The organism is Streptomyces sp. NPDC096311, assembly GCF_044763085.1.
GTDB lineage: Bacteria > Actinomycetota > Actinomycetes > Streptomycetales > Streptomycetaceae > Streptomyces.
In genome coordinates this window covers 184,054-198,816 of the sequence record NZ_JBIWFN010000009.1, presented here as the reverse complement: position 1 = coordinate 198,816, position 14,763 = coordinate 184,054, and the positions used below count along the sequence as shown (strand labels likewise).

Sequence of the window (14,763 nt, the reverse complement as noted above, 5' to 3'; positions counted from 1 at the left end):
CCAGGTGTCGGGCGGGGCGGGAGTGGTCGTACAGTCGACCCGTCCGTCTCCATCACAGCTGTAGAGAGTGGCGAGCACACGGTGGACGTGCAGAAGAAGCTCGATGAGATCGTCGCGGCGGTCGGCAGCGCCCGTTCGATGCCCATGTCGGCCTCGTGCGTGGTCAACCGCGCCGAGCTGCTCTCGATGCTCGAAGAGGTGCGCCAGGCGCTGCCCGGCTCCCTGGCGCAGGCCGAGGAGCTGATCGGCGGCCGCGAGCAGATGGTCGAGCAGGCCCGCCAGGAGGCCGAGCGGATCATCGAGTCGGCGCACGCCCAGCGCGGCTCTCTGATTTCCGACACCGAGGTCGCCCGCCGCTCCCAGAACGAGGCGGACCGCATCCTCGCCGAGGCCCGCCAGGAGGCCGAGGAGGTCCGCGCGGAGGCCGACGACTACGTCGACTCCAAGCTCGCCAACTTCGAGGTCGTCCTCACCAAGACCCTCGGCTCCGTCGGCCGTGGCCGCGAGAAGCTCCTCGGCACCGGCCCCGGCACCGACGAGCAGGGCTACGAGGACGAGGACGCTCCCGAGCGCAGCCACGACCCGGAGACCCTGCGCCGGGACGCCGACGCGTACGTGGACGTCAAGCTCGGCGCCTTCGAGGCGGTCCTCGCCAAGACCCTGGAGGCCGTCGGCAAGGGTCGCCAGAAGCTGCACGGCCGTATCGCCAGCGACGACCTGGGCGAGCTGGGCACCTTCGCGGAGGACGGGACGCCCGGCCACCACACCAGCGACTCCGACTACCTGGCCGGCCTCGCCGAGCTCTCGGAGGCCCCCGAGCGGCCCGCGCAGACCCCCGAGGTGCCGGCCCAGCCGAACTACGGACAGCAGCAGGACGCCTACGCGTACCAGCAGCAGCCCGACCCCTACGGCTATCAGCAGCAGTACGCCCAGCAGGACGCGTACGGCTACCAGCAGGCCGACCCGTACGCCGCCTACCCGCAGCAGCAGGGCTACGACCAGCAGACGGCGTACGACCAGAGCGGGCAGCAGGCCTATCCGCAGCAGCAGCCGGGGGCCCTGGACCCGATGGCGAACGCCCTGGACGAGACCAGCCTCTTCGACACCACCATGATCAGCGCCGAGCAGCTGCGGGCGTACGAACAGGGCCGCTGACCACGGACGGACGCCGGACGGATACGGTCCGGGCACCGGCTGGGCACCGGATTGGGCCGAGAGCGAAAGGTCCAGTATCCTGGTTCTTCGGTCGCGTGTACGTCCGCGATCGGTGCTGCCCGCGGGACACCGGGGGCAGCGTCCTCTGAGATCGAAGATCGAAAGCAGTTATGGCTCTGAACGCCCGCCTCGACCACCGCAATCCTCTCGTGTTCGACACACACGAGCTGGGGCGGCGTCCTGGCGCGCTCCAGCGCCTGACCCGCACGATCGACGCTCCCGGGGATCTCGGGATCCAGGGCGTCATCGGAGTGCCGGAAGGCGCCCCGGTGGAGCTCGAACTCCGTCTGGAGTCGGTCATGGAAGGGGTGCTTGTCACAGGCACCGCCCGTGCATCGGCCAAGGGGGAGTGCGTAAGGTGTCTTGAGCCGCTTGAGCAGGTGCTCGAAGCGGACTTCCAGGAGATGTTCTCGTACCCTGACGCCGACGACCGGAATCGCCCCAAGGCGGAGCCGGCCGACGACGCCGAGGAAGACGAGGACACGCTCCCTCTCGAGGACGGACTGTTCGACCTCGAACCCGTGCTGCGTGATGCGGTGGTGCTCGCACTGCCGATGCAGCCGGTGTGCCAGGACGACTGCCCGGGCCTGTGCTCCGAATGCGGAGCCCGGCTCGCGGACGACCCGGACCACCACCACGACGCCGTCGACATCCGTTGGGCGGCACTGCAGGGACTCGCCGGTTCACTCGAAGATGGCGAGAAGGACGAGATGAGCGGCGGCGCGCTTCCATCAGCGCACGCCGACGAGAAGCAGGAGAAGTAGCCGTGGCTGTTCCGAAGCGGAAGATGTCGCGCAGCAACACGCGCCACCGCCGGTCGCAGTGGAAGGCTGCGGTCCCCACCCTGGTTGCGTGCGAGCGCTGCCACGAGCCCAAGCTGCAGCACATCGCGTGCCCGGCTTGCGGCACCTACAACAAGCGCCAGGTCCTCGAGGTCTGAGCGGCTGGTGAGAGGTCTGATGTCTGACGCCAAGGCGGACCCAAACGCCAAGAAAAAGGCGGACAACACAGCCTCGTCCCACACGCTTCTGGAAGGGCGGCTCGGGTACAAGCTCGAGTCCGCCCTTCTGGTGCGTGCACTGACCCACCGTTCCTACGCGTACGAGAACGGCGGTCTGCCGACCAACGAGCGTCTGGAGTTCCTCGGGGACTCCGTGCTCGGCCTCGTGGTCACGGACACGCTGTACCGCACCCACCCCGACCTGCCCGAAGGCCAGCTGGCCAAGTTGCGGGCCGCGGTGGTCAACTCGCGTGCGCTGGCGGAAGTGGGCCGCGGCCTCGAACTCGGCCTCTTCATCCGGCTCGGCCGGGGCGAGGAAGGCACGGGAGGCCGGGACAAGGCATCCATCCTCGCCGACACCCTTGAAGCGGTGATCGGCGCGGTCTATCTCGACCAGGGTCTGGACGCGGCGGGCGAACTCGTCCACCGGCTCTTCGACCCACTGATCGAGAAGTCCTCGAATCTGGGAGCGGGCCTGGACTGGAAGACCAGTCTCCAGGAACTCACCGCGACCGAGGGGCTCGGCGTTCCCGAGTACCTGGTCTCGGAGACCGGCCCGGACCACGAGAAGACCTTTACTGCTGCCGCCCGCGTCGGAGGCGTCTCGTACGGCACCGGCACCGGCCGCAGCAAGAAGGAAGCGGAGCAGCAGGCCGCGGAGTCCGCGTGGCGTGCCATCCGCGCCGCCGCGGACGAACGCGCGAAGTCGGCCCAGGCCGCCGAGGAAGCGGCTCAGGCCGCCGAGCAGGCTGCCCAGGCCGCCGAGGGGACCACCGACGCCCCCTCGGCTCCGACGAGCGACTCGGCTACGGCCTGATTCCTTCGTAGCACCTTCGAAAGCACCTTCGTAAGCATCAGGCCCCTGCCGCAGCGTCCGCGCCGCGACAGGGGCCTGCTGCGTCTTGTGTCCGCGCGTCCTGGGCCCCCGTCCGGGTGACGCGAGCACGAGGTAATCTTCGGGCGTCGTTCCCGTGCCCGCCCCTTCGGAGGAGTCCCGTGCCCGAGTTGCCCGAGGTCGAAGTCGTGCGGCGCGGCCTGGCGCGGTGGGTCAGCGGGCGGACCGTGACCTCGGTCGAGGTACGGCACCCGCGTGCCGTACGGCGGCATCTCGCCGGACCCGAGGGGTTCGCGAAGACGCTCGCGGGCCACCGCGTAGGACCGGCCATGCGCCGCGGCAAGTACCTCTGGCTGCCCCTCGACGACTCCCCGTTCTCCGTCCTCGCGCACCTCGGCATGAGCGGCCAGCTCCTGGTGCAGCCGCAGGACGCCCCGGACGAGAAGCACCTGCGCATCCGCATCCGCTTCGACGACACCCGGACGCCCGCCCCCGCCGGGGCGGAGGGCACCGAGCTGCGCTTCGTCGACCAGCGCACCTTCGGCGGGCTCTCCCTCCACGAGAACACCCCGGACGGCCTGCCGGACGTCATCGCGCACATCGCCCGCGACCCGCTGGACCCCCTCTTCGACGACGCGGCCTTCCACACGGCCCTGCGTGCCCGGCGTACGACGATCAAGCGCGCCCTGCTCGACCAGTCGCTGATCAGCGGGGTCGGCAACATCTACGCGGACGAGGCGCTCTGGCGCGCCAAACTGCACTACGAACGCCCCGTGGCCGGCTTCACCCGGCCGCGCACCGCCGAACTCCTCGGACATGTCCGCGACGTCATGAACGAGGCCCTCGCCGTCGGCGGCACCAGCTTCGACAGCCTGTACGTCAACGTCAACGGCGAGTCCGGCTACTTCGACCGCTCGCTCGACGCGTACGGCCGCGAGGGCGAGCCCTGCCGCCGGTGCGGGACGCCGATGCGACGGCGTGCCTGGATGAACCGGTCCAGCTACTTCTGCCCGCGCTGCCAGCGCCCGCCGCGCGTCACTCCGTAGCCGCGCGGGTCTCGTCGTAGCGCTCGCGGGCTTCCAGAACATCGTCCATGCGGCCCTCGACGAAGTGGATGAGGGCCAACAGGCGCGTGGAGACCTCGCGACCGAGCGGGGTGAGGGTGTAGTCGACGCGCGGGGGGTTCGTGGGCTGTGCCTCGCGATGCACCAGGCCGTCGCGCTCCAGCGCGTGCAGTGTCTGGGAGAGCATCTTCTCGCTGACGCCGTCGACCCTGCGCCGCAGCTCGTTGAAGCGGAACGTGCCCTCGTGCAGCGCCCCGAGCGTGAGCGATCCCCAGCGTCCGGTGACGTGCTCCAGCGTGCCCCGGGACGGGCAGCTGCGTGCGAACACGTTGTACGGCAGGTCCTGACACTCACCGCGCTCGGCGGTCTGCACGCTGGGTTCCATGGGCTCACCCTACTCCGACGCAGCGCTAACCATCGGGTTGCACTAACCATAAGTTAGTGCTTTCCTTTGGCTCGTTGTCACCACCTGGAGGAGTCCCCATCGTGAGCACCCCGAGTACCCCTGTCGTTTCCATCGCCTACCACTCCGGCTACGGCCATACCGCCGTCCTCGCTGAGGCCGTTCGCTCCGGTGCCGTCGAGGCCGGTGCCCAGGCACACCTGATCAACGTCGACGAGATCACCGACGCCCAGTGGGAACTGCTCGACGCCTCGGACGCGATCGTGTTCGGCTCGCCCACCTATATGGGCACCGCTTCCGGCGCCTTCCACGTCTTCGCCGAGGCGTCCTCGAAGCGCTGGTTCGGACAGGACTGGCGCGACAAGCTCGCCGCCGGATTCACCAACTCCGGTTCCAAGAGCGGCGACAAGCTGCACACCCTGCAGTTCTTCCAGATCCTGGCCGCCCAGCACGGCATGAACTGGGTCAACCTCGGTCTGCACCCGGGCTGGAACAGCTCCTCGGCCTCCGAGCAGGACCTCAACCGCCTCGGCGTCTTCGCCGGCGCCGCCGCCCAGACCAATGTCGACGAGGGTCCGGAGACGGTTCACAAGGCCGACATCGCCACGGCGGAGCACCTTGGGCGCCGGGTCGCGGAGGCGGCGCGGGTGGTCGCGCTGGGGCGCGCGGCGGTAGCCGGGGTGGCCGCGTAAACGCTTGCGCAATCGTTTGCGTAAACGCTCGCGTAAACGCTTGTGCGGGGCTGGGCAAACGGTCGCGCACTGGCTTGCGTGAGCCCGCGTCAACATCCGCGTAAAGGCTTGCGTAAGCGTTTACGCAAAGGTTTACGCGCGCCCGCGCCACGTTCCTGTATCTCCATGCCGGCGCCTGTCGTACGGGACACATCATCTTTGCTGTGCCGGATGATCAGCGGGTGGCTCGGGTGCTGTACGTGCGGGAAGGAGCGTTGCCTGTGGCGTGGACCGATCGGTGAACGCCGTTGGCCGCTCGAGAGAGCTGCAATCACCCAGCCCGTCGTTAACAATCTTGAAATCCGCCGGCTTCGCCTTCCCAGGTTCGAATCCTGGCGTCGCCACACTGAGGGAGACCCCCTCTGACCCGCCTCTACGGCAGGTCAGGGGGTCTTCGTTCCTGGCCGCTGCTCGATTCAGCACCGGTTCCGGGTGGCCTGTCTCGCCCTGTACCGCCTGAATCTCACCTCTGATCAGGGCGTGTCCCCCAGGTTGCGTGCCCGACGGGTCGGCACGGTCCCTGCGACCCTCCCGGCTACGCTCGCGCGGGAGCGCCCCGCAGCGCATGGCCGCGGGGCGCCTAGGGGGGTTCAGTCGACCATCTGCCCGTCGTACATACCGCCCCTGCAGGTGTTGTTCGCCCAATTGACCGTTCCGCCGCCCTGTTCGCACTCACCCGGGGTGAGGCTGGCGGCGGTGGCGGTGGCGGCGCCTGTGAGACCGAGTCCGGCGAGGGCTGCCGTGGCGATGACGGCGGCGAGGATTCGTCGAATGCGCATGTGGTTCCCCTTTCACGGATTGCCTCAATTGGGGCACTAGTCAGCTTGATCTTCACCCATGTGGGTGGCACGCCATGTTGAGCCATTCGGGTGATATTGCTGTGACGGGGAGCGTTGATGGACGGTGACGATGCGTGGCGGGATCGCAACGTTACGTATCCACTCTGGTGAGGGGCGAAGAGGGCATCCGGTCCTGAGAGCAATGCTGCTGCGAAGATCAAGGAGCTTGAGGACATTCACGCTGCCGACGGGCAAGCTCTGTCCGGCGGTGTGGCCAACGACTTCCTGGTGCTCCTGAAGGAGGCCAAGGACGCGTACGCGGTCGGGGACATGAACAAAGCCCAGGCGTCGGCAGATCGGGCAAAGACGATCTACAACAAGGCGCGTGCCACCGTACGAACGACCTTGACGCCCTGGGCCGCGACTGCTCGGCTCCGCCTGGGTCGATGGCAGACGGATGGGAACACCTCGCGCACGCCACACTCGGCCGGCACGCGCAACCGGCGCCCCCGCCATCCCGGAGCCTGAGCGCCCCCGCCGGAGGCTTCGTCCTGACGGTCACTGGGCGTCCAGGCTCTCCGCTCATCCCCCCTGCGCGCCCGGCGAAGCGGAGCGCAGCCGGGGCTCGATGAAGTAGAGAAATGTGTAACGCGGGTCGTCCAGGCGGCCGTTCGAGCATTCGCCGTCACTTTTACTGACAGCGCCACACGCTGGCATGGGTAGTGTCGAAGGGAACCCATGACGCTTCAACGACCGGGTGTGGCGGCCGGCGCTCGGGCAGCGGGAGCCGAGACCGGGCGCGACAACGGAATGCACGCGCTGAGGCACTTCTACGCCTCGGTGCTCCTGGACGCGGGGGAAAGCATCAAGGCGCTCAGCGAGTACCTCGGTCACCACGACCCCGGGTTCACGCTGCGGACGTACACCCACCTGATGCCGTCGAGCGGGACCCGTACCCGGACTGCCGTGGACCGTGTCTTCACCGAGGAACCTCCGGCTGACGGCCCGGACACGGCCCAGGAGCTTTCCTGGGCCTGTGACCTGCGGTTATCTCAGTAGCCGAAGTCCTGCGTCCACCAGGGACCGCCGGTGCCGAGGTGCACACCCACGCCCAGGGTCTTGAAGTCGCAGTTGAGAATGTTGGCCCGGTGGCCGGGGCTGTTCATCCAGGCCTCCATGACGGCGGCGGCGTCGGCCTGTCCGCGGGCTATGTTCTCGCCGCCGAGGCTGGTGATCCCGGCCTTGGCCGCCCGGTCCCAGGGGCTGAGCCCGCTCGGGTCGGTGTGGTCGAAGAAGTCGCGCGCGGCCATGTCCTCGCTGAAGGCCTGGGCGAGGTCGGACAGGGCGCTGTTCGCCGCCACCGGACTGCAGCCGACCTTGGCCCGCTCGTCGTTGACCAGCTTGAGCACCTCGGTCTCGGCCGCCGTCTGGGCGGAGACGTCGACCGGGGCGGTGGTCTTGGGCGCCTTCGTCTTCGAGGCCTGGCCAGGCGGAGTCGCGGGCTTGTTCGCGTTGGCGGACTTGCCCGGCTTGGTTTTGGTGGGCTCCGGGGAGGGCGCCGTCGTCGGCGCGGCCGACGAGGTCGCGGGAGCGGTCGAAGCCGATGCCGAGGGCGACGCGGCGCGGTCGGCGTCACGGCTCGTCGACGTGCCCTCGCGGCCGTCCGCGCTCGCGCTGCCCGACGTACCGCCCTGCTGGGTCTCCTGGCTGGACGGGGACCCGACGGCCTGCACGCTGTCGGAGTTGTTGCTGCCACCACCGAGCGAGTAGTTCTCGGTGCCGGGCAGCACGCCGGAGGCGACGGCCACGGTGCCCAGTGCCACGGCCGCGGAGACGCCGAGCAGACCCGTGCGAACCGGCGTCGCGGTCTTGCGCTTGCGGTGCGAGCGGGCAGCGGCGCTCGGCGGGAGGTCGGCGACGGCGGCGTAGCCGTACAGATTCTCCGGGCCGTAACTTTCCGCAAGGGGTCCGTGATTCTCTGTAACCCCTGCGGCGCGGCCCGTGGCGGCGCGGCCGACGGCGGAGCGTCCGTGGCGTCCCATCTCCTGGCCTTCCTCGTTCTTGGTCAGCGTCCCTCACTCGAAAGAGTGAGTTTCATATGAGACTCATTGGGTCGGGACGGTACCGCATGGCGGGAGGGGAGGAAGTGCTGCGAGAGACTTTGTCCGGTTAGCGTGCACCCATGAACGAGGTTGTACGGCTGGTGGTTTGGGTACGCGGACGTGTCCAAGGTGTGGGTTTCCGCTGGTTCACGAGGGCCAAGGCGCTGGAGATCGGCGGCCTGAGTGGCTTTGCTCTCAATTTGGACGACGGACGGGTCCAGGTGGTCGCGGAAGGAACCCGGGCCGGATGCCAGGGTCTGCTCGACTGGCTGCAGGGGGACGACACACCCGGGCGTGTGGACGGAGTCACTGAGATCTGGGACACGCCCCGGGGGATCTACGACGGCTTCGCGATCCGGTGACGGCGACGTGCGCAACGGCCCTGGCGGAAGCGGTATGGCATGCCACCGGCACCTGCCAGAAGCAGAAATGACCTGGTGGTTGCCAAGAACGGCTCCGCGTGGCAGGCTCCGCAGAGAAGGATGATCTCCACGCCCCCCGGGTCTTGCAGGAGTCGCAGCGCAGCCGTCCGAAGGGCCGCGCGACAGCGGGTTGCCCGCCAATACGGGGCGTGATCGTGTTGACCGTCAAACTTTTTGGTGAGACGCTGAAAGCCCCGCGCACCTTAGCTGTTTGGCATGTGGATCCGCAGCAAAAATTTAGTAAGTGTCAAGCATCGCGGGTGCGATCCCTCACGACCCACACCGCTTCGGTCGGTCACTCAGTGTGGAGGACCATCCATCATGGCAAAGGCGCTTCTCGGTTACGTCGGCGGTTCCGACCCGCGACTCATCGCCGAGATGCGACGGCTCCAGCAGCGTGTACAGGACCTCGAATCCGAGCTCGTACGGATTCAGGCCGAGAACGACGCGCTCGCGGCTGCCGCTTCTCACGACTCGCTTCTCGAGAGCATCGACGTACCCCAGGCGGAGCCTGCGCTCACCTGATCACTGCACCGCACTACGACAGCAGTGGTTGGGCTGCCCGTGTCAACCGCTAAGTTGTCAGCTGTCAGAATTGCAAGGGACGCCTCTTCGGCGTCCCTTCTTCTTTCCCCCGCGTGCCCTCCCACTCTCTTTAACGTCTGGTGTGCCCTGCACGTTCATGGGTGAAACCGTGGGTTCATGGAGTGAGACCGGCCCGAAAGGTAGAGTCCGGCGGCGTGCACCTCAAGGCCCTGACCCTGCGCGGGTTCAAGTCGTTCGCCTCGGCGACCACGCTGCGGTTCGAGCCGGGCATCACCTGTGTCGTGGGCCCCAATGGTTCGGGCAAGTCCAATGTCGTGGACGCCCTGAGCTGGGTCATGGGTGAGCAGGGGGCCAAGTCGCTGCGCGGCGGCAAGATGGAGGACGTCATCTTCGCCGGCACCACCGGGCGGCCGCCGCTCGGCCGGGCCGAGGTGTCCCTGACCATCGACAACTCCGACGGGGCGCTGCCCATCGAGTACGCCGAGGTCACCATCACGCGGATCATGTTCCGCAACGGCGGCAGCGAGTACCAGATCAACGGTGACACCTGCCGCCTCCTCGACATCCAGGAACTGCTGTCCGACTCCGGCATCGGCCGCGAGATGCACGTCATCGTCGGTCAGGGCCAGCTCGACTCCGTCCTGCACGCCGACCCGATGGGCCGCCGCGCGTTCATCGAGGAGGCGGCGGGCGTCCTCAAGCACCGCAAGCGCAAGGAGAAGGCGCTGCGGAAACTGGACGCGATGCAGGCGAACCTGGCTCGCGTCCAGGACCTCACCGACGAACTGCGCCGCCAGCTCAAGCCACTGGGCCGGCAGGCCGCCGTCGCCCGTCGCGCCGCCGTCATCCAGGCCGACCTGCGCGACGCCCGCCTGCGCCTGCTCGCCGACGATCTCGTACGACTGCGGCAGGCGCTCCAGTCCGAGATCGCCGACGAGGCCGCGCTCAAGCAACGCAAGGAAACCGCCGAGGCCGAACTGAAGAAGGCGCTCCAGCGGGAGGCGCTCCTGGAGGACGAGGTCCGGCAGCTCACGCCCCGGCTCCAGCGCGCCCAGCAGACCTGGTACGAGCTCTCGCAGCTCGCCGAGCGGGTGCGCGGCACGATCTCGCTGGCCGACGCGCGGGTGAAGAGCGCCACTTCGGCGCCCGCCGAGGAACGGCGCGGGCGCGACCCGGAGGACATGGAGCGCGAGGCGGCGCGGATCCGTGAGCAGGAGGCCGAGCTCGAAGCGGCCCTGGAGGCGGCCGAGCACGCCTTGGAGGACACGGTCGCGCACCGGGCCGAACTGGAGCGCGAGCTCGCCGTCGAGGAGCGCCGCCTCAAGGACGTGGCCCGCGCCATCGCCGACCGCCGCGAGGGCCTGGCCCGCCTCAACGGCCAGGTCAACGCCGCCCGTTCGCGGGCCGCCTCCGCCCAGGCCGAGATCGACCGGCTCGCCGTCGCCCGGGACGAGGCCCAGGAACGGGCGTTCGCCGCGCAGGAGGAGTACGAGCAGCTGAAGGCCGAGGTCGACGGCCTGGACGCCGGCGACGCGGAACTGACGGAGCGGCACGAGGCGGCCAAGCGGGCGCTGTCCGAGGCGGAGGCCGCGCTGAGCGCAGCCCGTGAGGCGGCCACAGCGGCCGAACGCAGGCGCGCCGCCACCCAGGCCCGCCACGAGGCCCTCGCCCTCGGTCTGCGCCGCAAGGACGGCACGGGGGCGCTCCTGGGGGCCAGGGACCGCCTCACGGGCCTCCTCGGCCCCGCGGCCGAGCTGCTGTCCATCACCCCCGGCCACGAGGTCGCGCTCGCCGCCGCCTTCGGCGCCGCGGCGGACGCCATCGCGGTCACCACCCCCGCCTCGGCCGCCGAAGCCATCCGACTGCTGCGCAAGCAGGACGCCGGCCGCGCGGCCCTGCTGCTGGCCGGGGCTCCGGAGGAGGCGGGGGCACCCGAGGCCAGGGGCATCGACGGCACCGGGCAGCACCGGGCGGTGGGTGACATCGCTTCCGGCGGGGTGCCCATCGGCGCTCACCCCGACGGGCGTGACACATCCGGCGGTACGAGCCCCTCCGCGGCCTCTACGGACGACGTCACCCCAAGGGCCACCCCAGGGGCTCTGCCCGCGAACGGAGCCTCCGGTGACGCAGCGCCGCGGAGGGCCCCCACCGGGCCGCCGTACGCCGCGGACCTCGTCCGTGGTCCCGCCGAGCTCATGCCTGCCGTACGCCGGCTGCTGCGCGGGATCGTCGTGGTCGGCACCCTCGAGGACGCCGAGGATCTGGTCGACGCGCGGCCGGAGTTGACCGCGGTCACCGCGGAGGGGGACCTGCTCGGAGCGCACTTCGCGCATGGTGGGTCCGCCGGGGCGCCCAGCCTCCTCGAAGTGCAGGCGTCCGTCGACGAGGCGGCTGCCGAGCTCGAGGAGCTCGCCGTGCGGTGCGAGGAACTCGGCGCGGCGCAGCACCGGGCCGTCGAGGAGCGGGGGGAGCGGGCCGCGCTCGTCGAGGAGCTGGGGGAGCGGCGACGGGCCGCCGAGCGCGAGAAGTCGTCCGTGGCACAGCAGTTGGGGCGGCTGGCCGGGCAGGCGCGCGGCGCGGCCGGGGAGGCCGAGCGGAGCACCGCCGCCGCGGCGCGGGCGCAGGAGGCGCTCGACCGGGCCGTGGAGGAGGCCGAGGAGCTGGCGGAGCGGCTCGCCGTGGCGGAGGAGATGCCCGTCGAGGAGGAGCCCGACACGGCCGTACGGGATCGGCTCGCCGCGGACGGCGCCAACGCGCGGCAGACCGAGATGGAGGCCCGGCTCCAGGTGCGCACGCACGAGGAGCGGGTGAAGGGGCTGGCGGGACGGGCCGACGGGCTCGACCGGGCCGCGCGGGCGGAACGTGAGGCACGCGCGCGTGCGGAGCAGCGGCGGGCCCGGCTGCGGCACGAGGCGGCGGTCGCCGAGGCCGTCGCCTCCGGAGCGCGGCAACTCCTGGCGCACGTCGAGGTGTCACTGCGCCGCGCCGAGGAGGAGCGCACCGCCGCCGACACGGCCAAGGCCCGCCGTGAGCAGGATCTTGTCGCCGCGCGCAACGAAGGCCGCGATCTCAAGGCGGAGCTCGACAAACTCACGGATTCGGTTCACCGCGGCGAGGTACTCGGTGCCGAGAAGCGGCTGCGGATAGAGCAGCTGGAGACGAAGGCGCTGGAGGAGCTCGGTGTCGAACCGGCGGGGCTTGTCGCGGACTACGGTCCGGGCCAGCTCGTGCCGCCCTCGCTCCCCGCCGAGGGCGAGGAACTGCCCGAGGACCCGGAGCACCCGCGCAACCAGCCCCGGCCCTTCCACCGTGCCGAGCAGGAGCGACGGCTCAAGTCGGCCGAGCGGGCCTACGCACAGCTGGGGAAGGTCAATCCGCTGGCGTTGGAGGAGTTCGCCGCGCTGGAGGAGCGTCACAAGTTCCTCAGCGAGCAGCTGGAGGACCTCAAGAAGACGCGGGCCGATCTGCTGCAGGTGGTGAAGGAGGTCGACGAGCGCGTCGAACAGGTCTTCACCGAGGCGTACCGGGACACCGCTCGTGAGTTCGAGGGTGTCTTCAGCAGGCTGTTCCCGGGAGGGGACGGGCGACTGATCCTGACCGACCCCGACAACATGCTCACCACGGGCGTGGACGTCGAGGCACGGCCCCCCGGCAAGAAGGTGAAGCGGCTGTCCCTGCTGTCCGGTGGGGAGAGGTCTCTCACCGCCGTCGCGCTCCTCGTGTCGATCTTCAAGGCGCGGCCCAGTCCGTTCTATGTGATGGACGAGGTGGAGGCGGCGCTCGACGACACCAACCTGCAGCGGCTGATCCGGATCATGCAGGAGCTGCAGGAGGCCTCGCAGCTGATCGTGATCACGCACCAGAAGCGGACGATGGAGGTCGCCGACGCGCTGTACGGCGTCTCCATGCAGGGCGACGGTGTGTCGAAGGTCATCAGCCAGCGGCTCCGCTAGATGCGTGTAGCGCACACCGGTCTTGACCTGGGCTTCTAGTTGAATTCAAGTAGTGAACGCTCGATGACCGCTTGGGTGCGAAAAATTCACAGCTTCCGAACTGTTGACTTCGATACTTGAAGGCATAGTCTCTGCAACGTTGCTTTTACCTTCAGGTGGTGGGGGCTGCGAAGTTGTGCGCCACTGGTACCACCACCGAAGGGCTTGCCCCCACACCCCCGGCAGCGAGGCCGGGTGCCCGAGGAGTTACACGTGACCAGCACCGCGCAGGCACCCCAACCAGGAGCCAGGACGGCTCACCCCGAACATCTCGGGCATGTCATCTTCATCGCGGCGGCGGCCGCAATGGGCGGCTTCCTGTTCGGTTACGACAGTGCCGTGATCAACGGTGCCGTCGAGGCGATCCGTAGCCGTTACGACATCGGCTCGGCGACCCTGGCCCAGGTCATCGCCATCGCGCTGATCGGCTGCGCCATCGGCGCGGCGACCGCGGGCCGCATAGCCGACCGCATCGGCCGCATCCGATGCATGCAGATCTCCGCCGTCCTCTTCACGGTCAGCGCCGTCGGTTCCGCGCTGCCGTTCGCGCTGTGGGACCTCGCCTTCTGGCGCATCATCGGCGGATTCGCCATCGGTATGGCCTCCGTCATCGGCCCCGCCTACATCGCCGAAGTCTCCCCGGCCGCGTACCGCGGACGCCTGGGCTCCTTCCAGCAGGCCGCGATCGTCATCGGCATCGCCATCTCGCAGCTGGTCAACTGGGGCATCCTGAACGCCGCCGGCGGCGACCAGCGCGGCAAGCTGCTGGGCGTCGAGGCCTGGCAGGTCATGCTCGGTGTCATGGTCGTCCCGGCCGTCCTTTACGGTCTGCTCTCCTTCGCGATCCCCGAGTCGCCGCGCTTCCTGATCTCCGTGGGCAAGGAAGACCGCGCCCGTGAGGTGCTCAAGGAGGTCGAGGGCGACAAGATCGATCTGACGGCCCGCGTCGCCGAGATCGAGCACGCCATGAAGAGCGAGCACAAGTCGACCTTCAAGGACCTGCTCGGCGGCAGCTTCTTCTTCAAGCCGATCGTGTGGGTCGGCATCGGCCTCTCGGTCTTCCAGCAGTTCGTCGGCATCAACGTCGCGTTCTACTACTCCTCGACGCTGTGGCAGTCGGTCGGCGTCGACCCCTCGGAGTCGTTCTTCTACTCGTTCACGACGTCGATCATCAACATCATCGGCACCGTGATCGCGATGATCTTCGTGGACCGGATCGGCCGCAAGCCGCTGGCCCTCATCGGTTCCGTCGGTATGGTCATCGGTCTCGGACTCGAGGCCTGGGCCTTCTCGTACAACCTCGTGGACGGCAAGCTGCCGGCGACACAGGGCTGGGTCGCCCTCATCGCCGCGCATGTCTTCGTCCTCTTCTTCGCCCTGTCCTGGGGTGTCGTGGTCTGGGTCTTCCTCGGTGAGATGTTCCCGAACCGGATCCGCGCCGCCGCCCTCGGCGTCGCCGCCTCCGCGCAGTGGATCGCCAACTGGGCCATCACCGCGAGCTTCCCGTCGCTGGCCGACTGGAACCTCTCCGCGACCTACGTGATCTACACGATCTTCGCCGCGCTCTCCATCCCCTTCGTGCTCAAGTACGTGAAGGAGACCAAGGGCAAGACGCTGGAGGAAATGGGCTGAGCCTCCTGAAGAGGCCCCGAGACTCGAGGAGAAGGGCCAAGT

General features: G+C 69.1%; 13 protein-coding genes and 1 pseudogene. 11 read left to right on the top strand and 3 right to left on the bottom strand.

Annotated features, from left to right (window positions below):
* Nucleotides 1–81 precede the first annotated feature (81 nt).
* From ACIRA5_RS23865 to mutM, 5 genes are all read left to right on the top strand, one after another.
* Nucleotides 82–1,155, top strand: a complete 1,074-nt coding sequence (locus ACIRA5_RS23865) for an ATP synthase F0 subunit B (protein ID WP_403693566.1) — start codon at nucleotides 82–84, stop codon at nucleotides 1,153–1,155.
* Between the two features lie 170 nt (nucleotides 1,156–1,325).
* Nucleotides 1,326–1,979: a YceD family protein gene (locus ACIRA5_RS23860; protein WP_403693564.1), complete on the top strand. Its 654-nt coding sequence runs from the start codon at nucleotides 1,326–1,328 to the stop codon at nucleotides 1,977–1,979.
* 2 nt (nucleotides 1,980–1,981) lie between these two features.
* Nucleotides 1,982–2,155: a 50S ribosomal protein L32 gene (gene rpmF / locus ACIRA5_RS23855; RefSeq protein WP_006139588.1), complete on the top strand. Its 174-nt coding sequence runs from the start codon at nucleotides 1,982–1,984 to the stop codon at nucleotides 2,153–2,155.
* A 19-nt stretch (nucleotides 2,156–2,174) separates the two neighbouring features.
* The gene (rnc, locus tag ACIRA5_RS23850) at nucleotides 2,175–3,032 is read left to right on the top strand and encodes a ribonuclease III (protein WP_060895408.1); all 858 of its coding nucleotides are present in this window, start codon (nucleotides 2,175–2,177) and stop codon (nucleotides 3,030–3,032) included.
* A gap of 179 nt (nucleotides 3,033–3,211) precedes the next feature.
* Nucleotides 3,212–4,096: a bifunctional DNA-formamidopyrimidine glycosylase/DNA-(apurinic or apyrimidinic site) lyase gene (gene mutM, locus ACIRA5_RS23845; RefSeq protein WP_403693562.1), complete on the top strand. Its 885-nt coding sequence runs from the start codon at nucleotides 3,212–3,214 to the stop codon at nucleotides 4,094–4,096.
* Here mutM and ACIRA5_RS23840 read toward each other — a convergent pair.
* Nucleotides 4,086–4,499, bottom strand: a complete 414-nt coding sequence (locus ACIRA5_RS23840) for a helix-turn-helix domain-containing protein (protein ID WP_352047791.1) — start codon at nucleotides 4,497–4,499, stop codon at nucleotides 4,086–4,088. The genes mutM and ACIRA5_RS23840 overlap by 11 nt on opposite strands.
* A 101-nt stretch (nucleotides 4,500–4,600) precedes the next feature.
* On the opposite strand from ACIRA5_RS23840, the gene ACIRA5_RS23835 reads away from it, so the two are divergent.
* Nucleotides 4,601–5,209: a flavodoxin family protein gene (locus ACIRA5_RS23835; protein WP_403693560.1), complete on the top strand. Its 609-nt coding sequence runs from the start codon at nucleotides 4,601–4,603 to the stop codon at nucleotides 5,207–5,209.
* Nucleotides 5,210–5,838: 629 nt separating this feature from the next.
* Here the strand turns inward: ACIRA5_RS23835 and ACIRA5_RS23830 are convergent.
* Nucleotides 5,839–6,027, bottom strand: a complete 189-nt coding sequence (locus ACIRA5_RS23830) for a hypothetical protein (RefSeq protein WP_266588930.1) — start codon at nucleotides 6,025–6,027, stop codon at nucleotides 5,839–5,841.
* 742 nt (nucleotides 6,028–6,769) lie between these two features.
* Between ACIRA5_RS23830 and ACIRA5_RS23825 the strand changes: the two are divergent.
* A pseudogene (locus ACIRA5_RS23825) lies at nucleotides 6,770–7,086 on the top strand (tyrosine-type recombinase/integrase); the annotation flags it as partial.
* Here the strand turns inward: ACIRA5_RS23825 and ACIRA5_RS23820 are convergent.
* Nucleotides 7,080–8,069 carry a CAP domain-containing protein gene (locus tag ACIRA5_RS23820; RefSeq protein WP_403693558.1) on the bottom strand — a complete coding sequence of 330 codons (990 nt, stop codon included), beginning with the start codon at nucleotides 8,067–8,069 and terminating at the stop codon, nucleotides 7,080–7,082. The pseudogene ACIRA5_RS23825 and the gene ACIRA5_RS23820 overlap by 7 nt on opposite strands.
* A gap of 140 nt (nucleotides 8,070–8,209) precedes the next feature.
* Between ACIRA5_RS23820 and ACIRA5_RS23815 the strand changes: the two genes are divergently transcribed.
* The 4 genes from ACIRA5_RS23815 (at nucleotide 8,210) to ACIRA5_RS23800 (ending at nucleotide 14,721) form a co-directional block, all read left to right on the top strand.
* A complete protein-coding gene (locus ACIRA5_RS23815; RefSeq protein ID WP_054235378.1) occupies nucleotides 8,210–8,491 on the top strand; it encodes an acylphosphatase in 282 nt (93 codons plus the stop codon).
* 381 nt (nucleotides 8,492–8,872) lie between these two features.
* Nucleotides 8,873–9,076 carry a hypothetical protein gene (locus tag ACIRA5_RS23810; protein ID WP_028802434.1) on the top strand — a complete coding sequence of 68 codons (204 nt, stop codon included), beginning with the start codon at nucleotides 8,873–8,875 and terminating at the stop codon, nucleotides 9,074–9,076.
* Between the two features lie 215 nt (nucleotides 9,077–9,291).
* Complete coding sequence (locus ACIRA5_RS23805; protein WP_403693556.1) at nucleotides 9,292–13,050, top strand: AAA family ATPase; 3,759 nt, start codon at nucleotides 9,292–9,294, stop codon at nucleotides 13,048–13,050.
* Between the two features lie 252 nt (nucleotides 13,051–13,302).
* Complete coding sequence (locus ACIRA5_RS23800) at nucleotides 13,303–14,721, top strand: sugar porter family MFS transporter (RefSeq protein ID WP_403693554.1); 1,419 nt, start codon at nucleotides 13,303–13,305, stop codon at nucleotides 14,719–14,721.
* Nucleotides 14,722–14,763 lie beyond the last annotated feature (42 nt).